Origin of the sequence: Kiritimatiella glycovorans (assembly GCF_001017655.1) — a bacterium.
GTDB classification, from domain to species: Bacteria; Verrucomicrobiota; Kiritimatiellia; order Kiritimatiellales; family Kiritimatiellaceae; genus Kiritimatiella; species Kiritimatiella glycovorans.
This window is the reverse complement of the sequence record NZ_CP010904.1, coordinates 2,024,074-2,044,827: the sequence shown is the minus strand read 5'-3', so window position 1 is coordinate 2,044,827 and position 20,754 is coordinate 2,024,074. Positions and strand designations below refer to the sequence as shown.

At 65.1% G+C, this 20,754-nt stretch carries 18 protein-coding genes; 11 read left to right on the top strand and 7 right to left on the bottom strand.

From position 1 onward, the window contains the following. The first annotated feature begins 13 nt into the window (after positions 1-13). From rsmH to L21SP4_RS08605, 10 genes are all read left to right on the top strand, one after another. A complete protein-coding gene (rsmH, locus tag L21SP4_RS08650; RefSeq protein WP_052882275.1) occupies positions 14-1,000 on the top strand; it encodes a 16S rRNA (cytosine(1402)-N(4))-methyltransferase RsmH in 987 nt (328 codons plus the stop codon). Next, the gene (locus L21SP4_RS08645) at positions 997-1,392 is read left to right on the top strand and encodes a hypothetical protein (RefSeq protein ID WP_052882274.1); all 396 of its coding nucleotides are present in this window, start codon (positions 997-999) and stop codon (positions 1,390-1,392) included. The genes rsmH and L21SP4_RS08645 overlap by 4 nt, the downstream gene beginning before the upstream one ends. After that, positions 1,389-3,122: a peptidoglycan D,D-transpeptidase FtsI family protein gene (locus L21SP4_RS08640; RefSeq protein ID WP_082116650.1), complete on the top strand. Its 1,734-nt coding sequence runs from the start codon at positions 1,389-1,391 to the stop codon at positions 3,120-3,122. The genes L21SP4_RS08645 and L21SP4_RS08640 overlap by 4 nt, the downstream gene beginning before the upstream one ends. A 101-nt stretch (positions 3,123-3,223) precedes the next feature. Further along, positions 3,224-4,681: a UDP-N-acetylmuramoyl-L-alanyl-D-glutamate--2,6-diaminopimelate ligase gene (locus L21SP4_RS08635; RefSeq protein WP_052882272.1), complete on the top strand. Its 1,458-nt coding sequence runs from the start codon at positions 3,224-3,226 to the stop codon at positions 4,679-4,681. Next, positions 4,678-6,036: a UDP-N-acetylmuramoyl-tripeptide--D-alanyl-D-alanine ligase gene (locus L21SP4_RS08630; protein WP_052882271.1), complete on the top strand. Its 1,359-nt coding sequence runs from the start codon at positions 4,678-4,680 to the stop codon at positions 6,034-6,036. Before L21SP4_RS08635 ends, L21SP4_RS08630 begins: the two co-directional genes overlap by 4 nt. Before the next feature lie 49 nt (positions 6,037-6,085). Next, positions 6,086-7,231, top strand: coding sequence for a phospho-N-acetylmuramoyl-pentapeptide-transferase (gene mraY / locus L21SP4_RS08625; RefSeq protein WP_052882270.1), 1,146 nt, complete (start codon positions 6,086-6,088; stop codon positions 7,229-7,231). Further along, the gene (gene murD, locus L21SP4_RS08620; protein ID WP_052882269.1) at positions 7,228-8,508 is read left to right on the top strand and encodes a UDP-N-acetylmuramoyl-L-alanine--D-glutamate ligase; all 1,281 of its coding nucleotides are present in this window, start codon (positions 7,228-7,230) and stop codon (positions 8,506-8,508) included. The genes mraY and murD overlap by 4 nt, the downstream gene beginning before the upstream one ends. Before the next feature lie 62 nt (positions 8,509-8,570). Continuing rightward, positions 8,571-9,491 (top strand): LysM peptidoglycan-binding domain-containing protein, encoded by a 921-nt coding sequence (locus L21SP4_RS08615; protein WP_160300766.1) that lies wholly within the window; start codon positions 8,571-8,573, stop codon positions 9,489-9,491. Between the two features lie 5 nt (positions 9,492-9,496). Beyond that, the gene (gene ftsW, locus L21SP4_RS08610; RefSeq protein ID WP_052882267.1) at positions 9,497-10,639 is read left to right on the top strand and encodes a putative lipid II flippase FtsW; all 1,143 of its coding nucleotides are present in this window, start codon (positions 9,497-9,499) and stop codon (positions 10,637-10,639) included. Positions 10,640-10,722: 83 nt separating this feature from the next. Continuing rightward, positions 10,723-11,460 (top strand): topoisomerase DNA-binding C4 zinc finger domain-containing protein, encoded by a 738-nt coding sequence (locus L21SP4_RS08605; RefSeq protein WP_052882266.1) that lies wholly within the window; start codon positions 10,723-10,725, stop codon positions 11,458-11,460. 152 nt (positions 11,461-11,612) lie between these two features. On the opposite strand, the gene asnB is transcribed toward L21SP4_RS08605, so the two are convergent. From asnB to L21SP4_RS08570, 7 genes are all read right to left on the bottom strand, one after another. Next, the gene (gene asnB, locus L21SP4_RS08600; RefSeq protein ID WP_052882265.1) at positions 11,613-13,136 is read right to left on the bottom strand and encodes an asparagine synthase B; all 1,524 of its coding nucleotides are present in this window, start codon (positions 13,134-13,136) and stop codon (positions 11,613-11,615) included. 2 nt (positions 13,137-13,138) lie between these two features. Beyond that, the gene (locus L21SP4_RS08595) at positions 13,139-14,437 is read right to left on the bottom strand and encodes a class I SAM-dependent methyltransferase (protein ID WP_052882264.1); all 1,299 of its coding nucleotides are present in this window, start codon (positions 14,435-14,437) and stop codon (positions 13,139-13,141) included. 36 nt (positions 14,438-14,473) lie between these two features. Then, positions 14,474-15,970 (bottom strand): trimethylamine methyltransferase family protein, encoded by a 1,497-nt coding sequence (locus tag L21SP4_RS08590; RefSeq protein ID WP_052882263.1) that lies wholly within the window; start codon positions 15,968-15,970, stop codon positions 14,474-14,476. An 84-nt stretch (positions 15,971-16,054) separates the two neighbouring features. After that, a complete protein-coding gene (locus L21SP4_RS08585) occupies positions 16,055-17,512 on the bottom strand; it encodes a trimethylamine methyltransferase family protein (protein WP_052882262.1) in 1,458 nt (485 codons plus the stop codon). A gap of 289 nt (positions 17,513-17,801) precedes the next feature. Beyond that, a complete protein-coding gene (tatA, locus tag L21SP4_RS13525) occupies positions 17,802-18,101 on the bottom strand; it encodes a twin-arginine translocase TatA/TatE family subunit (protein WP_052882261.1) in 300 nt (99 codons plus the stop codon). Beyond that, entirely contained in the window at positions 18,098-18,952 is an 855-nt protein-coding gene (gene tatC, locus L21SP4_RS08575) for a twin-arginine translocase subunit TatC (RefSeq protein WP_052882260.1), read from the bottom strand. The genes tatA and tatC overlap by 4 nt, the downstream gene beginning before the upstream one ends. Beyond that, positions 18,939-19,394, bottom strand: coding sequence for a twin-arginine translocase TatA/TatE family subunit (locus L21SP4_RS08570; RefSeq protein ID WP_052882259.1), 456 nt, complete (start codon positions 19,392-19,394; stop codon positions 18,939-18,941). Before L21SP4_RS08570 ends, tatC begins: the two co-directional genes overlap by 14 nt. A gap of 189 nt (positions 19,395-19,583) precedes the next feature. Between L21SP4_RS08570 and L21SP4_RS08565 the strand changes: the two genes are divergently transcribed. Continuing rightward, entirely contained in the window at positions 19,584-20,687 is a 1,104-nt protein-coding gene (locus L21SP4_RS08565; protein WP_052882258.1) for an ABC transporter ATP-binding protein, read from the top strand. Positions 20,688-20,754: the final 67 nt, after the last annotated feature.

Genomic DNA, 20,754 nt, shown 5'->3' with positions numbered 1-20,754 from the left:
GAGGAGTCGCGAAATGTTCGCCTGTCCCGCAGAGCCCGCGGCTGAGCCCGACCCGGACTGCAACGAGCACGTGCCGGTGCTGCTCGACGAAGTGCTGGAGTACTGGATCACGGATCCCGACGGCATTTACGTGGACGGCACGATCGGCGGGGCGGGGCATGCCGCCGCCGCGCTGGCGGAACTCGGAGCCGGGGCCCGGCTGATCGGGATGGACCGCGACCGCGAAGTCCTGGCGCGCGCGCGCCGTCGGCTTTCAGCTTATGGAGACCGCGTCGATATGATCCATGCGAATTATGCGCAACTCGAGCACGCGCTTGACCCCTTGCTGCGGGGGAGGATCAGCGGCGTGCTGCTCGACCTGGGCGTCAGTTCGTTCCAGATCGGCGATGCGGAGCGGGGCATGAGTTTCATGCACGACGGGCCGCTGGACATGAGAATGGACCGCAGCGGCGGCACCACGGCCGCGGATCTCGTCAACGGCGCCGATGTGGAGCAGCTCGCGGAGTGGTTCCGCCGCTACGGCGAGGAGCGCGAGGCGGGCGCGGTCGCGCGCGCCATCGTTCGCGAGCGCACGTCGGGGCCGATCACGCGCACCGCGCGGCTCGCGGAAATCGTCTGTCGCGCCCGGCGGCGTCACGAACGGCGGATTCATCCGGCCACGCGCGTCTTTCAAGCGCTGCGGATGGTCGTGAACCGCGAACTGGAACACCTGGAGGCGGGGCTGGAGGGGGCCCTGTCGGTGCTCGCGCCCGGCGGACGGCTGGCGGTGATCAGTTTTCACAGCCTGGAGGACCGTTGCGTCAAGCACACGGTCGGGGCGCACCGGGTGCGCTGGCTCAGCCTGCAGGAGGGCGGGGTCCGGCGCGAGGGTCTGATGCCCCCCGTCAAGTGGATTACGAAGAAACCGGTCATGGCCGGTGATGAGGAACGGCACGCCAATCCGCGCGCGCGCTCGGCCAAGCTTCGGGTCGCGGAGCGCGAACCGGGAGAAGAGGAATGAAAAAGAAACGCAGAAACCGGCGCCGGTCGTCCCGCCGCAGAAGCGGGCCGGTATGGGTCGTCTCGCTCGCGCTTTTCCTCGTCGCCGGGGCGGCCCTGGGATTCGTCTATCTGTGGCTGAATCTCCGCTGCGATTCGCTGGGCAGCCGCATAACGCGGATGGAGACCCGGTACGAGACGCTGGCCAAGGAACTGAGCAACGAGCAGGACCGCTGGGCCAACCTGATCACACCGGCGAATTTCCAGCGTATTCTCCACAGTCACGACCTGCGGATGGTGCGGCCGCGGGCGGACCGGGTGGTCCGCGTGATCCATCCGTTCGACGGCGATCAGCGGGTGGTTTCGCTGGCGCGCTCCGACGCGGGATCCGGCCGGCGGATGCAATATGAATGAAGAATCGACGGGGTAAAACACGGGTAGTGCTGTGCACGATCTTCTTCGCGGCCGCGTTCACCGGCCTCGGGTTCCGCCTTTACCTGCTGCACTTTCACCTGGAAGCGCCCTACCAGCAGACGATCCGCGGTTCCCAGCAGATCAACGAGGAGGTCGCGGCACGCCGCGGACGTATACTGGACCGCCGCGGGAATCTGTTCGCCCTCGATCTGGCGCGTAAACACGTCTGCGCCGATCCGGCCTATATTCTCGGCCACGGTGCGGTGGACTCGGTGGCCACCCGGCTGGCCGGCGTTCTGGGGACCGACGCAGCCGAAATCGCGGAAAAACTCGACCGCCCGAAACGGCGTTACGTCCGTCTGCGCAAGTATGTGAGTTCCGAGACCGCGGAGTCCGTGACGGCGCTCGAACTGCCGGGCGTTTTTCTCGAGGAGGCCTACCGCCGCCATTATCCCAAGGGGCCGCTGATGGCCCACGTCGTCGGATTCGCCAATACGCTCAACGACGGCTGCGCGGGCGTGGAACTGGCGATGGACCGCTACCTGAAAGGGACGCCGGGACGCCGCGTGGGCGAGCGCGACGGATCGGGCCGCGAGATCTATTCGCGGCGCGTGCTCGAGCAGCCCCCCGAATCGGGGGCGGACGTCTACCTCACTCTCGATCAGCAGATCCAGTACATCGCCGAACGCGCGGTCCAGAAGGCCTTCACCAGGCATCGCGCGGCCGGGGCCTGGGCCGTCGTCCAGCGGGTCCGGACGGGTGAAATTCTCGCCATGGCATCCGCTCCCTCCTACGATCCGAACCGCTACGGCGACGCGAGGCCGGAATGGCGCCGCAACCGGGCCGTGGAGTTCGTCTATGAACCGGGTTCGACCATGAAGGCCGTCACCGTCGCCTCGGCGCTCGACGCCGGAGCGGTCAGGACCGATGAGATCATCGACTGCGAGGCCGGACGGTGGTACTACGGCGGGAGGTCGCTCAGCGAATACCACGGTCACGCGTACGGCCCGCTCACGGTGGCCGACGTGCTGAAGAAATCGAGCAATATCGGCGCGGCCAAGATCGCGCTTCGCCTCGGGGAAGAACCGCTGGAACGGTACTTCCGGTCTTTCGGCTTCGGCGAAAAACCGGGTACGGAACTCCCGGCCGAGGAGGGCGGGCTCTTCGCCCCCGCCGAACGGTGGTCGAAGATCAGTATCACGCGCCTCGCGATGGGACACGAGATCGGCGTCACCGCCCTGCAGATGCTCAACGCCGTCTGCACGATCGCCAACGACGGGCGCAGACTGCGTCCGAGCGTGATCAAGCGCGTCACCCGCGGTGGAGAAGATGTAGTTCTTGAAAACCGCCGCGAACCACTCGACCGGGCCGTCTCCCCGCGCGTGGCGCATCAGATGCGCGCGATGATGGCGCGCGTGACCGGAGAGGGCGGCACGGCGCCGCAGGCGGCGATCGAGGGGTTCGAGGTGGCAGGCAAAACCGGCACGGCCCAGAAGATCGGACCGGACGGCCGCTACCTGCGCAGCCGCACCGTCGCCTCCTTCGTCGGATTCGTGCCCGCCGACCGGCCGGAGATCGGCATTATCGTGGTCGTGGACGATCCCGAGGACGGGGGAACCGGTGGACGGGTCGCCGCACCCGCGTTCGCGGAAATAGGCGAAGAGACGCTCCGCTTTCTCGGCATCCCGGCCGACGGAACGGAGGAGTTCTATACGGCGGAAGGATTCTGAGGGGATCAGAGTCAGAATCAGAATCAGAGTCAGAATCAGAGTCAGAGGGAGAGTCAGAGTCAGAGTCAGAGGGAGCGGGAAACCTGAGACCTGAGTAAGACATGAAACTGAGCGAGCTTCTAGAACACGTCGAACTGCGGGGCGGGCGGCCGCCGGACCGGGAGATCACGGGCGTGAGCCATGACTCCCGCCGGGTCCGTCCGGGGCATGTGTTCGTCGCCGTGCCGGGCCAGGAGCACGAGGGGGCGGATTTCATTCCCGAGGCCGTGGCGCGGGGCGCCGTCGCGGTCGTCGGATCGGGCGAAGAGCCCGGAGAATGCGGCGTGCCCTACGTGCGTGTGGACGATGCCCGCCGCGCACTGGCGGCCCTGGCCCGGGCCTGCTTCGAGGGGCCCTCCGCGAATCTCGAACTGGTCGGCATTACCGGCACCAACGGCAAGACCACCACCGCGTTCATGGTGCGCACGATTCTGCGGGCGGCGGGACAAAAGACGGGACTGATCGGCACGGTGCGCTACGAGATCGGCGAACACCGGATGCCCGCGTCGAGGACGACCCCGGAGGCCACGGAACTGCAGGGTCTGCTGCGGCGGATGGTCGACCACGGATGTACGAGCGCGGTGCTGGAGGTCTCCTCCCACGCCCTCGCCCAGGATCGGGTCTGGGGGATCGAATTCGATGCGGCCGTCTTCACCAACCTGAGCTCGGAACACCTGGATTACCACGGTACGGAAGAGGAGTATTTCGAGGTCAAACGACGCCTCTTCACCATGCTCGGACAGCAGCGCAAACCCGGCTGCGCCGTGATCAATGCGGACGATCCCCGCGCGGACCGGCTCCCGGCGGGGGCCTCGGGCCGGATCGGATTCGGATGTTCACCCGGCGCCGATGTGCGCGGGGAGGTCGTCGATATCCGCCGCGAGGGCACGCGGCTCCGGCTGTGGACCCCCTGGGGCGACGGTGAACTGATGCTTCCGCTGCCGGGACGCTTCAATGCCTGCAATGCGCTGGCCGCCATCGCCACCTGCGGCGCGCTCGGCGTGGACCCCGCCGCGGCCGTGCATGCGCTCGAGCGGATGCGTCCCGTGCCGGGTCGCCTGGAACCCGTCGCGGGCGACCGCCGCGTATGGGTGGATTACGCTCACACGGACGATGCGCTCGAGAACGTACTCGGTGCCCTGCGCGAGTTCCGCCGGGGCCGGCTGTTCGTCGTCTTCGGCTGCGGCGGCTGCCGCGATACCGCCAAGCGCGGGAGGATGGGGCGCGTGGCGGCGCGCCTGGCCGACGGGGCGGTGATCACGACGGACAATCCCCGGCGCGAAGATCCCGCTCAAATCGCGGCGGAGATCGCAAAGGGTTTTGATTCGGAGGACCAATATGAGATCGTGCTCGATCGGCGCGACGCGATCCGCCGCGGGATCGAACGGCTCGGCGAAGACGACCTCCTGCTGATTGCGGGCAAGGGACACGAGACCGTACAGGAGTTCGCGGACACCCGGATCCCGTTCGACGACCGTGAAGTCGCCGCGGAATACCTGGCGGAGAAGAAAAAGCGATGACGCCGATACCGGAATTCAAAGCGGAAGACCTGGCCCGCTGGAGCGGGGGGGCGTGGAAGGGCGCTCCGCCGGTGGTCCTGCGCGGCGTGGTTCACGACAGCCGGTGTGTGACGCCGGGGTCGATGTACGTGGCGCTGAAGGGGGGGCGCTGCGATGGGCATGAATTCGTCCCGGACGCCTTCCGCCACGGCGCGGCGGCCGCACTGGTCTCCGGCGACTATCGCCCCGCACCCACGCCCCGCCGGGGCGAGTCCGGTCCGTTGCTGAAGGTGGCCGACCCGCTGTCGGCCATCCGCGATCTCGCGGCGGGGTACCGCCGCCAGTGGAGCGGCACGGTGTTCGGAATTACCGGGAGCGTCGGCAAGACCACGGTCAAGGAGATGCTGGCCTCCATGCTCGCGGTGCGGGGCGAGGTGTTCCGGTCGCCGGGCAACTGGAACAACCATATCGGCCTGCCGATGAGTATGCTGAAGTGTCCCTCCGACGGCCCGGCGGCGGTATTCGAACTGGGCATGAACCGCCCGGGCGAGATCCGCATGCTCAGCCGTACGCTCCGGCCGGACGCCGCGCTGCTGACCCGGATCGGGCCGGTCCACATGGCGCATTTCAATTCCGTGGAGGATATCGCCGAAGAGAAAGCCTCGCTGCTCGCCGAACTGGCCGAGGGCGGGTGGGCGCTGCTGGACGCCGACAGTCGCTGGTTCAGGCGCTTCCGCTCGCTGCTGCGCGGACGCTGCGTCACCTGGGCGGAGCGGGCCGACGCGGATTACCGCGTACGGGTCGGCGAGGGCGGCATCACGGTGAACGGTCACGATTTCAAAATCCCGGTGCCGGGCCTGCATACGGCGGGCAACGCCGCCCGGGCCGCGGCGGCCGCGCTGGAACAGGGTATCGATCCGCACGACATCGCGGAGGCGCTGGCGCGATACCGCACCGCGCCGATGCGGTGGGAGATGACGGATCGCGGCGGGGTCCGGCTGATCAACGATGCCTACAACGCCAACCCGGTGTCGATGCGCGCCGCTCTGAGCACCCTCGCCGGGATGGCGGACGGGGGCCGGTGCTGGGCGGTGCTGGGCGGAATGAGCGAACTCGGGGACATGGAGGGCGAACAGCATCGCGCCATCGCGGAGGTCGCCGCGGAACTTCCCCTGGCGGAGGTGATTACGGTCGGCGCCCGGGCGCGGATGATTCATGATGCCGGTCCGGGTCACTGGGTCCACGCGGATACGCCCGAAGAGGCCGCGCGGCTGCTGTGCGAGCGGGTTGCGCCCGGCGATTGCGTGCTCTTCAAGGGATCGAGAAGCGAGCGGCTGGAGACCGTGCTGGACCGGTACAGGACGCTCACGGAGTAGGAAGGCAAGCGAGGACACCCCGCGGGGTGGTGGAGGGGATTCGTCGGATATGCTCTATGATCTGCATGAGTGGACCGAGGTCTGGTCGGTGCTGCGGATTTTCCGCTACATCACCGTGCGGACCTTCGGGGCGGCGGGTACGGCGTTCGTGCTGAGCCTCATCTTCGGCCCCCTGGTGATCCGCAGACTGAGCCAGTGGAACATAGGCCAGCAGATCCGCGGCGACGAGGTGATGCGCGGCCATCGCGTGAAGGCGGGGACGCCGACCATGGGGGGAGTGCTGATCGTGGGCTGCGCGGCGGCGGCGACGATCCTCTGGGCCCGCCCCGGAGAGCCGCTCGTCTGGTGCTGCCTGGCCACGATGGTATTCATGGGTGCGGTCGGGGCGATGGACGACGTGCTGAAGATCCGATGCCGCAATTCGACGGGGCTCCGGGAGTGGGGCAAACTCGGGTTGCAGGGCCTCTGGGCGCTGGCGCTGCTGTGGTACCTGTGGCAGGACGAAGCCAATCGCGAGCGCACGCAGCAGCTCTTTATTCCTTTTCTCAAAGATCCGGTCGTGCCGGCGATGGGGTTCGTGTTCACGCTGGTTTTCGTGTTCGGCGTGATGGCCGGTTCGTCCAACGCCGTCAACCTGACCGACGGCCTCGACGGACTGGCGGTCGGCTGCGGTAACGCGGCGGTGCTCGCGTACCTGGTCATGGCCTATGCGACCGGACACGCCGTGTTCGCGGAATACCTGCAGATTCCTCACGTCGCGGGAGCGGGTGAGCTGGCGGTCTTCTGCGGCGCGCTGCTGGGCGCCGGGCTCGGATTTCTGTGGTTCAACTGCCATCCCGCGCGGGTGTTTATGGGCGACACCGGCAGCCTGGCGATCGGGGGTTCGATCGCCGCGGTGGCCCTGATCGTGAAACAAGAGCTGGTGCTGCTCATCGTGGGGGGGGTCTTCGTGCTCGAGGCCCTCAGCGTGATTCTGCAGCGCGGGTGGTTCAAGTACACGCGCCGGCGTTACGGGGAAGGCCGGCGCATTTTCCGGTGCGCCCCGCTGCATCATCATTTCGAACAGCAGGAACTCGCCCGCGCGAAGGCGGAGGGCAGAACGCCCGATTCTATCGAGAACAGGATCGTGGTGCGGTTCTGGATTCTCGCCATCATCTTTGCGCTGCTGGGCATTGCCACCCTCAAGATCCGATGAATGCGCCGTACCAGACCGCCCTCGTACTGGGATGGGGCCGCAGCGGCCGTGCGGCCGCCGCCCTGCTCGAAGCAGAGGGCGTGCGCGTCACGGTCGCCGCCGGAGAACAGGAGCCGCCGCCCGCGGAGCTGCGCGCCGACGTGGCCGTAGTCAGTCCCGGCTTCGAACGCTCCCATCCGTGGGTCGAGGCCTGCCGCCGGGCGCGGGTGCCGGTGATCGGGGAACTGGAACTCGGGGCTCGATTCGCGCACGCGCCGATCCTGGCGGTGACCGGCTCGAACGGCAAGAGCAGCGTGGTGAAGTGGCTCGCGGAATCGCTGGACCGCGCGGGACTGAAGGCCCTGCCGTGCGGCAACTACGGCCGGCCGCTCAGCGACGCGGTGCGGGAGTCCGCCGACTGGCTGGTCGCCGAGGTCAGTTCGTTTCAACTCGAGACCGTCGACCGCTTTCGCCCGCGGGTGGCGGTGGTGCTGAACGTGCTGCCCAACCACCTTGACCGGCACGGGGACATGCGGACCTACCTGGCTCTCAAGGCGCGGATCTTTGAGAACAGCGGTCCGGAGGACGCCTGTCTTGCCCCCGCGGCGCAGGCGGCCCGGCTGTTTGCGGCCGCGCCCGGCGCCCGGGGGCGCCGGGTGAGCTTCGGAGAGACGGAGGCGGATTACGTGTATGCGCAGGGCCGCGTGGAAGGTCCGGACGGGTTCCGGATGGATGTGCGGGGGACGTGGTTCGAGGATCCGGTCCGCGGCCCCGGAGGAGCCGCCCCCGTCGCCGCCGCCCTGGACACGCTCGGCCTTCCGCCCACCGCCGCGGAAGACGCCGCCCGCGATTTCGCGCCGCTGCCGCATCGCACGGAAGTGGTGGCCGTGCGCGGGGGGGTCCGGTTCGTGGACGATTCCAAAGCGACCAACCTCGCCGCGCTGGAAGCGGGCGTGCGCGCACAGCCCGGGCCGGTCCGACTCATTGCGGGGGGGCGGATGAAGGAGCACGGCGCGGACGGACTGGCATCGCTGATGCGTGCGCGGGTGGCGGCCGCCTATCTGATTGGAGAAGCCGAGGAGGCCTTATACGCGGCGTGGCGCGAATCCTGCCCGTGCCGCCGGTGCTCGACACTCGACGAGGCGGTGCGGGCGGCCGCGGGGGAGGCCCGCCGCGGCGATACGGTACTGCTCTCGCCGGGCGGCACGAGCTTCGACCAGTTCAGCGATTTCGAGGAGCGCGGCGATCGATTCAGGGCTTTGGTCGAGAAAAGCATTGAACCGGAGGGGGTGTCATGAATACAAATAGAGCGAAGCGCTCGGGGCACCGGGCGTCACACCGAACGGGAGGCCACGTACTGATGAAAGCTCTTTTCTGGGTCATGGCGGCGCATCTGCTGGTAGCCGCGGGAATTTTTTTGGTGCAGGGGTGCTCAACAACCCCGGAATGGATGGAAAACGTGAGTGTGCCGCGGCATGTGGATCCCCCGCCGCCGACCGACCTGCCCCCGGAAGTGAGCGAGCCCGAACCCGTGGCTCCCGCGGAACCGATTTTCGAGAGCGACATGGCCCCGGAGCCGGCGCCGATGCCCGAGCCCGAGTACAAGCACTACACCATCCGCAAGGGCGATACCCTCTCTGCCATTGCGTACCGGCATGACATCAGTGTGTCTACGCTGGTCGAACTCAACGAGATTCAGAACCCCGACCGGCTCGTGGTCGGCCAGGATCTGCTCCTTCCTCCCTATGCGGCCGAACCCGCCGCCCGGCCGTCGGCGCCTTCGCCCGGCGCGGTGCGGGAGTCCGGCGCGGAGGCCGGCGACGGAGAGATCTACGTGGTCAAGAGCGGAGACACGCTTTCGCAAATCGCGCAGCGTTTTAACGTGGCCCTCGACAGACTCCGCGACGTCAACGGCCTTCGCGGCGACCGGATCATCGTCGGCCAGGAACTGGTGGTTCCGGGCGGAACAACAACGTCTGCCGCGGAGCCGCCTGAACGCGAAAGACCGGAAGACGGCGAAAAAGAGTCCACCCCGGCGATGACGCCGGAACCGGCGGCTCCCGCGGCTCCCGAAGGGGAGGCCCCCGCCGAGGAGGAAGAGGCGGAGTCCCCGGCCGCGGCCCCGACGGTCATGGAACACGTGGTCTATCCCGGTGAGACGCTCGAGGAGATCGCCCGCCAGTACGCGACCACCGTCGATAAACTCAGGGACCTTAACGAGCTCAGAGGCCCGGTTCAGCTTCAGCAGGGGCAGACCATCCTCGTACCCGTCGGAGATTGAGGCGCATGGCGTGGTCTTCGACCGATCAGGATGCCGCGCGCGGTCAGGACGGATCCTATGCGCTGCGGCTTCTGGTCGGGGCCGTGCTTATTCTCGCCACCTTCGGATTCGTAATGCTGGCCAGCGCGAGCAGCGTGAGCGCCGCCCACCGCTTCGGCGATCCTTATTTTTTTGTCAAGCGACAGGCGATATGGCTGGTCCTTGCATTCGCGGCGGCGCTGATCACCGCCCGTATCCCCGCGGATTATCTGCGGCGCTGGGCCCTTCCGGCCTGGGGGGTCTCGCTGCTTCTGCTCCTCGCGGTCTGGTTTCCCGTGATCGGCCACGAGGTGAACGGCAGCCATCGCTGGATTAAAGTGGGCGCGGTCACGTTCCAGCCCTCGGAGGCCGCCAAGCTGGGATCCATCCTGCTGATCGCCTGGTGGATGTCGCCGCGGTGGAGGAAGGGAAGCGAGATCCGGAAGGGATTCCTGATGCCGCTGGCCTGCCTGGGGCTCACCGGCGTGCTCATCCTGTTTGAACCGGATTTCGGCACGACCATGCTGGTCCTGTTTTCGGGACTCCTGCTGATGTATGCGGCGGGGGCGCACGTGGGATATATCATCATTGTGGGGCTGCTCGGCATGTCGGCCCTGAGCATCCTGATCATGCACAACCCGGAACGGATGGGCCGCATCCTGGCCTTTCTCAATCCGGGTGAATATGTGCGCAGCGACGCGTGGCAGCTCGTCAATTCGCTGTGCGCCTTCAGAGAAGGCGGGCTCTGCGGCGTCGGCCTCGGGGAGAGCATTCAGAAGCGGTTCTACCTTCCGGAGGCCCATACGGATTTCATTTTCGCGATCATGGCGGAGGAATTGGGGCTCATCGCCAGCGGCGCCGTGCTCCTCCTGTTCGTGGTGTTCTTTCTCTGCGGCATGCGTGTGGCGACGGCGGCCGGCGACCGGTTTATGCGCCATACGGTGCTGGGCGTGGTTTTCATGATCACCCTTCAGGGCCTGATCAACATGGGGGTGGTCACCGGCTGTCTTCCCACCAAAGGTCTTCCGCTGCCCTTTATCAGCTACGGCGGATCGAGCCTGATCGTCACCGGCGCGATGATCGGACTGATCCTGAATGCGGGGCGCGGACAAAAGGGCAACAGAGTTTAACCGGATTCTGGTCGTCTGCTTATCCGTCTCGAACTTTTCCCGAGTCCACTCCCGGTTTTTCACCCCCAACCAGGAGCCGTCCCATGTCCGGAAAACCACGCACCGACGGAGGATACCGCCGCACCCGCAGCTTCCAGACCGCCACCCTCATCTACGACGCCACGTACCGGTTCGGCAGAAAACACCTGGAATCGGAATCCGGGGCCGCGGAACGGATGATCCGGGCCGCGCGTTCGGGGCGGCTGCACATCGTGGGAGCGTGCCGCCACTCCGCGTCCTCTCCCCGGACGGAACTCCGGCGGATGAATGCGGCGCGTGCGAGGCTGGAGGAGCTGCTGCTCGACTTTGAGGACATCCTGCGGCGCCGGCGCCTGCCGCTCTGGGAGGACGAGGGGTCTGAAGCGGCTGCTGTGCAGGCCGTGGAGGGATCCGGTCGGTCGGATCTGACCGACCAGGAGCGCGAAGCCCTTTACGCACGCTGGCTGGAACACGACGATCCGGCCGTAACGGCCAACGCGGTGATCTGCCTGATCGAACGGGTAAACGACCTGCTCGATCGCCGGATCGCTTCGATGGAAAACAAGTTCGGGGATCAGGGCGGACACCGCGAAGGACACGCGCTGGCGCGGGCGGGGGATGGCGCGCGCCCGCGGGAGAACTCCGGGTCCGGTGACGGCGGCTCCGGATCACCGCCGGACTGTCCCAGGTGCGGCAAGCCGATGATCAAACGCACCGCGAAAACCGGGAATATGGCCGGGAAGCCCTTCTGGGGCTGCTCCGGTTACCCGGCGTGCAAGGGAACAATGAAGATCAGTTCATAAACATAAGCAATGAATCTCGCAAAGAGGAATGAGAAGAGCACAGGCAAAGGAATCGTGCTCCCCCAAAGGAAGAAAATCCTTGGCGACCTTGGCGGCTTGGCGAGAGAAAAACGGGTTGAAGTCACTTCAGAGGACGGAAGCCGCTGCTGAGTTTAACCGGGGAGTTCGTTACCCTCCGGGCGGTCGGCCCAGCGGCCGACATTGCTGAGGACGAGTTCCGGGGTTTCGAACTGGTCGGCGAGGACCTTGTGGTAGGCGCATTCTTCCGGGGAGCGCAGACGGTGTCCGGACTGCGAGCGGCTGTACTCCGCGGCCGTCTCCGGACGAATGAAATGGCGGATGCCGCGCTCGATGATATCCACCGTTCCGCTGCCTTCGTCGAACTGTTCCTTGCCGCGCCAGACGATTTCCTCCGGGAGCAAATCCTCGAACGCCTTGCGCAGAATCCACTTCTCCACCGGCTGACCCTGCTCGTCTCTCCAGAGCTTGAAGCGGGCGGGAATCCGCTGGGCCAGTTCGATCATGTCCAGATCCAGAAACGGCACGCGGCCTTCGAGTGAGTGGGCCATGGTGAGGCGGTCGACCCGCTGCAGGTTGATGTTATGCAGCGCGGTCACGCTGCGGTAGAGTTCGTTGTGCAGGTCGTCGTGATGATCGATGTCCTTCACATAGGTATATCCCGCGAAAAGTTCGTCGGCGCCTTCTCCCGTGTGGATGACCTTCACATGCTGCGCGGCGAGGCGCGAGGTGAAGTAACAGGGGATCGCGCTGCGCACCAGGTCCTGGTCGAAGGATTCCAGATGATAGAGAATCTCGGGCAGGGCGTCCCGCACTTCCTCTTCGGTGAAGACGTACTCGTGGTGGATGCTGCCGATGTGGCGGGCCACGAGGCGGGCGGCCTGGATATCGCGGCTGCCCTCGACCCCCACCGAGAACGTGTGCAGCTCCTCGACCTGCCGACGGATGATCGCCGCGATCAGGCTGCTGTCGAGTCCGCCGGAGAGGAACGCGCCCACGGGTACGTCGCTCATCATGCGTTTAGTCACGGAGTTCGTGAGGGTGGTGCGGATTTCCGAGCACCAGTCCTCCGTGCTCCGGCCTTCTTCGGGTTCCCTCTCGGGGATGGGGGCGAAGGTCCGCCAGCCGTGTTCCGTGTGATAACAGGTGCCGGGGGGGAATTCCCTGACCTCCGAGGTGAGCCCGTCGAATTGTTTGAGTTCCGAACCGAAGACCGGTCCCTCCGGCGTCCGGCCCAGGTACAGCGGCTTGATGCCCACCGGATCGCGCGCGGCATAGAGCTGCTCGTCGTCGGCCACCACGAAGGCGTACATGCCGTCCAGCCGGTCCGCGGCGCGGTCGGCGAGGTCCTCATAGAGATGGAGCGGAGCCTCGCTGTCGCTGCGCGAACGGAATCGGTGCTCCTTCTCCAGCTCCGGGCGGAGCGACGGGAAGTTGTAGATCTCCCCGTTGGCGATGACGGCGCGGCGGCCGTCGCCGGACAGGATCGGCTGGTGTCCGCCCTCCGGATCCATGATCGAAAGACGCCGGTGGCCGAGCGACCCGCGGCGGTTGTGGTGCGTCCCGTGTTCGTCGGGCCCGCGGTGAACCACCCGCTCGAGCATGGCGTCGAGCATGGCGTCGTTGCGCTGATTCCAGAGAGCGGCGATTCCGCACATGGCTATTTCCCCGTTTTGTCGATTTCGAACACGCCCACGAGGCCGTGCGAGCAGCCCTGTCCCCGCTGGAGGCCCATCTCCAGCGAGCGGAGCGCGTACCCGAGCTGGGGCTCGATGATGTTCTCGCGGGGCAGGCCGGCGTGCAGCCACCCGACGCCTTCAATGATCCGCCGCATGCGTTCCAGCGCGGTGCGCAGCACCTGGGGGTAGGAATTGGGGATGGGGGGCGGTTTCTCCATGTATTCCTGGCGGTCCGGGTTGTAATTGACGAGCTGCTTCATCGCGTCCTTGACCACCGTGTTCCAGCAGAGCTGGAGGTTTTCGAAGTAGTCGTTGATGGTTTCGAACCCCTCGCGCGGGCAGTAGTTGATCAGCAGCGTGCTGAGGTCGGTTCGCTGGTTCGGTTCGTGCAGCGAGTTGACCGCGGCGCGGATCGGCTGCGCGTGGGGATTGTACTCGCCGGTGTCGAGGTGGCGGCCGACGAAGACCGAACGGTCGAAGAAGCGCGTGGGCTTGATCTCGACCTTCGCGCGCTGCGACGCCTGGGCGATGAGCTTATCGATCTCCGGACGGCTCATCAGCCGCAGGTTCAGGTGCTGGAGTTCATCGCGCCGCTGCTCGCGTTCCTCCTTGTCGTAGATGTACGAGACCACGTAGTCCATCACCCGGTTTTGTGAGGGATCGTTGGTCCAGAGCGTCTGCCATTCATACGAATAACGCCCGAGCCAGTCGCAGACCACCACCGCGTAGCTCTCGGTCTTGCGCGCGATATCCGTCATCATCCGCACGAAGCTCCGGTCGTCGGTGTGGTGCGAGCAGGTTCCGAACGACGTGAAGTACAGGTCGTAGGGCTTGTCGCCTTTCTCGATCGGGATGCCCTGAGAAAAGTCCGCCTGGGAGAAGCGCAGCTTGGGATCGTTCCCGTAGATCGCGCGGCCCTGGTCGAGCAGATCCTCGTTCAGGTCCGTGCCGTGATAGAGTCCGAGCACATCGGGGTCGAGCAGGTGCACCTCGTCGTCCTGCAGGTCGGAATCCCGGTCGCGGATGCCGGCCAGCAGCTCGTAGCCGTCGGCGCTTCCGCAGCCGAGGTCCATGATGCGCAGCCGGCGCATCTCGCAGCGGCAGCGTTCCACCGCCTGGTGGATGGGGCGGTAGAGGAAATGACGCGTGATCTCGTCCTCCCAGTAGCGCCGCACGTTGTCGTACTTGCCGGTGAGCCCGCTCTTCTTGGCGTAGAGTCCGCTCTTTACGGCCTCGCTGTAGGCGGGCATCTGGTCGTCGGCTTTGTAGTTCGGGGCCATGATGTCGCTCCTTGTCGTCGTTGGGGATGGGTCGCTTCAGCTCTTGAGCGTCGCGTCGAGAATGCCGGGCACTTCGTCGCGCAGCCGTTGCAGGATATCTTCCGGAAGCGGTTCCGCGGGCTCGGCGAGGATCTCGCGGTAGCGTTCCTGCGCGGCCTTGAGCGGTCCCTCGTCGCCGTCTTCGTAAGGGTAGGCGACGTAGACGGGTTCCTCGGTCGGGAGGGGGAGGTGGTAGACGTAGGACTTGTGGTCCGAGTCCATGACCTCGCGGATCGTATCGCGGACCTCGTCGTACCGCTCTTCCGACACGTCCGGTTCGGCCAGGGCGCGCTTCGCGATGCCGATCTGGGCGTCGTCGAGGATCGCCTGTTCGGGCGAGAACGTGTTCGTGCGCTCGAGCAGCCCGAAGGCGTAGTGGATATACTGCGCACCGCCCTGAGGCACCGTCATGTAGGTCAGCATCTTTTCGACGGTGGCCTGGATGCCCGGTTCCGACGTGTCGGCCACGCCCGCGGTCGAGTAGCAGGGGAGGCCGTAGTGGCGGGCCATCTGGGCGCAGTCGAGGTTGTAATGGACGAATTCCGGAGCCCCGTACATGTCGTTCAGGTTGTCCAGCCGCGTGCGCACCGGAACGGCCCCGTAGAGGACGGGGGCGCCGGGGTTCGCGCACTGGTTGATGCAGACGCCGGCGAGCAGCTCGGCGTTGATCTGCGCGACCATGCCGAACTCGTCGAACGGCCCCGTCGCGCCGCCCATCGGACAGCTCGAGATGACCACCGGCGCCCCGGCGCGTGCGATGGCGATCAGCTTGTCCGCCGTGTCGTCGGTCACCTGCATCGGGCTCTTGATGACGCAGGTGATGAACGAGAGCACGGGGTTCTCGCGAAAGGCGTCCTCGCCGCCCGCGATGATCCGGCCGATGTTGAGCACATCCTCGAGCGCGTCCAGCGACGTGAGGCCCGCCTGCACGTGTTTGGTGATGTTATTCAGGCTGGCGAGGAACTTGTTGACGTCCTTGTTGGTCTCGTCGATGTCCCGGTCACGGATATTGATGCAGCGGATAAAGAAATCGAGGTTTTCGAGCCGGTCGCAGAGCCGGGCGGTCCGGCAGAGCTGTTCGATCGATCCGGGTTTGCGCGTGAAGACAGGCTTGCCGTTTTCGAAATCCAGATCGAGCCAGAAATTGGTTTCCGACCCGCTGCCGAAGCGTACGCGCGGCTCGTGCGCGTCGAGGACCAGCCGGTTGTCCGGGTTGCGGGCGCCGAGGGTGACGGTTGAGGGCGCACTTTCGACGACGCGGTCGATCAGGCTCGAGGGGATGCGGATGCGGGTGTATTCCGAGGTCTCCTCCTGGACCTCGGCCCCGGCCTCTTTCAGCAGTTCGGCCGTCTGCGCATTGTAGCAGATCAGTCCCGGGTTTTCGAGAAGTTCGCGGGACATCCGGTCGATCTGTGCGATCTGGTCTTCCGAGAGCCGGCACTTCGGTTTAACCAGCACCCCTTCGCGTTGCTTCGTGGCGTTCGTCATCGTCATCTGCTCCTGTCGTTTCGTGGTAGGATCGTGCCCCCGCAGGTGCAGGGGCACGGACTGCTCCGTTTTGCTCTGTGACGGTTCGCGCTATACGTCCCGGATTTCCGGAAATTCCGTGCGGATCTGCGTCCGGAGATTCTCGTCGAGCAGATTCCCGGGCGGGGTCTCGCAGAATTCCTGCACGTACTTGCGTGCGCGGGCGAGGGCGCTGTTCCCGGCGTCGTAGTGCTCGCGCTTATCCCGGTTCGCGAGCTTCGGGACGAAGAACTCGTCGCGCATGTGCTCGATGGTATGTTCCTCCGTGAGGTAATCCTCCGTGGGTCCCTTTTCGATGATCAGGTCCTTGGCGAGGGTTTCATCGTTGACCTCCACGCCGCGGAGTACCCGCTGGCACATGCCGAGGATCTCGTTGTCGAGCACCAGCTTGTCGTAGGCCACGGTGAGGTCGGCCTCCATGAGACCGGCGATGTCGTGGATGTAATTCGCTCCCGACATGGCCACGAGCAGGCTGGACATCGAGGTTTCGTACGCGGCCTGGACGTCGACCTCCTTCGCGTCCGAGGTGCCGCCGGTCGAATAGAGCGGGATCTCGAAGTGCTGCGCCATCTGCGAGACGGCGGAATTGATCATGGCCCGCTCGATCGATCCGCCGAGATGGTCCATGTTGCTGAGGTTGGTGGTCGATCCCACGCTCCCGCAGATGCCGGGGGCGCCCCGGCTGACCGACTGCACGAGGGTGATGCCTGCGAGCGTCTCGGCCGTGTGCGTCAGGACGTTGCCCGCGAGGGTGATCGGGGCGGTCGTGCCGCAGATCGGCTCTGTGGGCACCACCACGGGGAGGTGCTCCTGCGCGAGGTAGCAGGTGATCTCGCCGTAGCTGTCGTCGATCTTGAACGGGCTGATGATCAGCGTGATGAACGAGACGAAGGGTTTGGCCCGCAGCGCGCCCTCGCCGCCGGCGATCATCTCGGCCATTTTGACCACGCTGCGGCAGCCCTTCATCGAGTAGATGCCGCCCATGACGTGCTTGCGGGTGTGATTGAGGGCGTGGAAGAAGCGGTTGGTGTCGATCAGATCGGGATCGGTGATCTCGTTGGGAAAGACGTTGATCGTGAAGACATGGATGTGATCGAGCGCGTCGACCATGCGCGCATTGAGCGCGACGTCGGAGAGATTCGACTGGCGCCGTTCGCCGGTGATCGGGTCGATCACATAGATCGCGGTTCCGCCGGTGCCGTAGTGAACCCGGTTCTTTTCCAGTACGGCATTATATTCGGGGTCGCGGGCGTGAAGCGTGACGGAGGAGGGATTGGACGCAATCGCGTCCTCGACCATCGACCGGGGAAAGCGGACGGTCCGGGAGGCGGAATCGGTCTGCGCGCCCGCGGCTTTGAGCGCCTCGAAGGCGGTCTCGGAGTAGACGGCCATGCCCGATTTTTCGAGCACCTCGAACGCGGCGTCGGCGATGTTCTCCACGCCGCCTTCCGTCAGAGGACGGTAGAGCGAAGAGGGCAGCCCCGGCTTATCGTGTTTGAGTTTTTCCAAAACGTTTCTCCTTTCGTATTAGTGGCGCGCGAACGATTCAGCTCCTTTCGCGCATCTGCAGGCCGCGGCGCGCGTCCGGTAGACGCCTGCGCCTTTCTGCGGCGGAAATATCGGGCGACTCGCGGACGGTGCGGGAGCGCAAGGTCTCCGCGCAGGACCGTCCGGCAAGCGAACAGCGTACCGCCTGAGCGATCCGCGTTCCATCAGCCGTTAGCCGTTAAGGAAAGAAAGGGTAGCGGAGCCGAAAAACAGAGTCAAGCCGGAAGTGCGGGAGGGCTCGGAGCGGCGATCAGGAGGACACCTTGGTCCGGTCTTCCGTTCCCGACCCGGCGTTCTGCGGGGCGGTTTTTTCGTCGTTACCGGCCCCTTTGGATTCGCCTTCCTCAAGCTCGTCCTGGGTCTTATCCTCAAGGCTGCTCAGGGATTCGTTGCCTTCTTTCTGGCCGCGTTTGAACTCGCCCAGGCTCTTGCCGAGCGAACGCGCCAGTTCGGGCAGCTTCTTGCCCCCGAAGAGCAGCAGGATTACGAAGAGAATGATCAGGATTTCCGGTCCGCCCGGCAGACCGCCCATAAAGCCGACAGTGTTCATATGTCCTCTCCCGAGTCTTCGGGCGGCGACGCGCCCTCATCCGTTCCGGTCGTATCGGGCGCCGTCTCCGGCTCCGCGTCTTCCGTTTCCTGCTTTTCCCCCGTAAACCAGAGTAACCATATACAGCACTCGTAGAGCACGATCAAGGGCAGAGCCATCAGCACCTGGGTCGTGATGTCGGGCGGGGTGAGGATCATGGCCATGACGAGCAGGCCGATGATCACGTGTCGGCGGTAGCGTCTGAGCTGGCGCGAATCCACAATCCCCATTTTGCCCAGGATGAAAAGGATGACGGGCAGCTCGAACGCGAGCCCGAACCCGAGCAGGAGCTGGAGCGCGAACCCGATGTAGCTGTTGATCGTCCACATCGGCCCCACATGAATCCATTCATGGATCTTGAGCATGACCCGCAGGGCGAGGGGGAGGGTGACGAGGTAGCCCATCGCCACGCCGACGGCGAACAGGACGCCGGAGGCGGCGATGAAGCGCAGGACCCATTTGCGCTCGGTCTCCTTGATTCCCGGGAGCACGAACTCGCCGATATAGAAGAGGAGCACCGGGGCGCCGAGAATGATCCCGCTCGCGAAGACCACCTTCATGGTCAGCGTAAACGCACCCGCCACCTGCATCGAGATCAGTAGCGAGCTGGGATCCTCGATCGACCGTTTCAGCGGGCGCTGCAGGGTCCGGATAATGAACGGCGCGAGCGGGATGCAGATCAGCATCGTCACCACGACCGTGATGACGCACCGGATCAGGGTCACCCGGAAGGCCTCGAGATGGTCGAGAAAGGGGCGGTCCTCCTCGTCATAGGCGAACCGCTCCGTCCACTTTTGCTTAATCTTTCTCATCGTGCGGCCCGGCCGGGGGTGGTGTGTCGGACGATTCGGGCGGCGTAGAGGGGGCGCGATCCCGCCCGTCCGGTTCGGGTTCGCTCCCGGATCCGTGTCCGGTATCTTCGGGCGCCCCGCCCTCCGGTTCAGGCGATTCAGGCCCGGGTTCCGGATTCCACCCCTCCTCGCCGTCCTCGTACTCGAGAAATTCGGCGTCTTCGTAGTCTTCGGGGAGGGTGTGATCTTCCGCCGACCCCGCGCGGTCTTCGTGGAGGTCGCTGTACATCATCTCGTGTCTGAAGCTGTTGGCGATCCGGCGCACGTGGTCGAAGAAGTCCTGAATCTTGCGCAGTACGCGCGGTGCATCCTTGGCGCCGAACAGCATGATCAGCACCAGCATGATGATAACCAGCTCCGGGCCTCCGGGGGCCAGAAACGCTATGGGATTTAGTACGGACATACCTGTATCCTCGAACGATCCAAACGCGCATAATCCTCGAAAGCAGGACCGGTTTCAAGCGTGATGTGCTCTCCCGAAATGCCGTGAGATGCTGCCGCAACCCCCCTCTTTTCATTTGAAGTCGCGGACAAATTGTTGCAGATTAACGGGCTGAATTATTAAATTATCTACAAATGAGGGACGTGGACGATGGCGCAGGTTAGGCTGGACAAGGTCTGGAAGGTTTTTCCGGGAGAGGTGGAGGCGGTCAAAGATGTCGAACTGGACATCCGCGACCGGGAATTCATGGTTCTGGTCGGCCCCTCGGGGTGCGGAAAATCGACCACGTTGCGCATGGTGGCGGGATTGGAGGAAATCACGCGCGGGGACGTGTATATCGGCGACCGGCACGTGAACGACGTGCCGCCGAAAAACCGCGACATCGCCATGGTGTTCCAGAATTATGCGCTTTACCCCCACATGTCTGTGTACAAGAACATGGCCTTCGGGCTGAAGCTGCGGAAGTATCCCGGTGAGGAGATCGACCGCCGCGTGCACGAGGCGGCGGAGATCCTCGGTCTGACCGGATATCTGGAACGGAAACCTAAGGCCCTCTCCGGCGGACAGCGTCAGCGTGTGGCTGTGGGGCGCGCGATCGTTCGCAAACCCGCCGCATTCCTCTTCGATGAACCGCTCTCGAATCTCGACGCGAAGCTGCGTGTTCAGATGCGCACCGAGATCAGCAAGCTGCACACGCGGCTGAACTCGACGATGATCTACGTGACCCATGACCAGGTGGAGGCGATGACGCTCGGCGACCGGATCTGCGTATTGAAAGACGGCCTGATCCAGCAGGTCGCGGAACCGATGGAAATCTACCGTAACCCCGCCAATAAATTCGTCGCCGGATTTATAGGCAGTCCGCCGATGAACTTTTTCGACGGCGAGCTGGAACAGACCCCGGAAGGCCTGATGTTCAACGGCTACGATTTCAAACTCGCGCTCTCATCCCGCCAGGCAGCGGAACTGCAGTCGCATGCGGGTCGGGAGGTGACGTTCGGAATTCGCCCCGAAGACATCAAGGATGCCGTATACGCCTCGGGTGAAAGCGAGGCGCAGCAGATCACGGCGCGTGTGGAAGTCGTGGAACCGATGGGATCTGAGACCATCCTCTACCTCTCCACGGAACGCCATTCGTTTGTTGCGCGCGTGGAGGGAACCGAGAACCCCGGGGTGAATCAGGATATAAAATTGTCCCTGATGATCGACCGCGCCCACATCTTCGACCGCGAGAGCGAGCAGGCGCTGATCTGAATCGGTCTCGTAAATATCGACACGGCGACTCCATGACAGGCACAAAAAAGGCCCGGCCTTTCAAGCC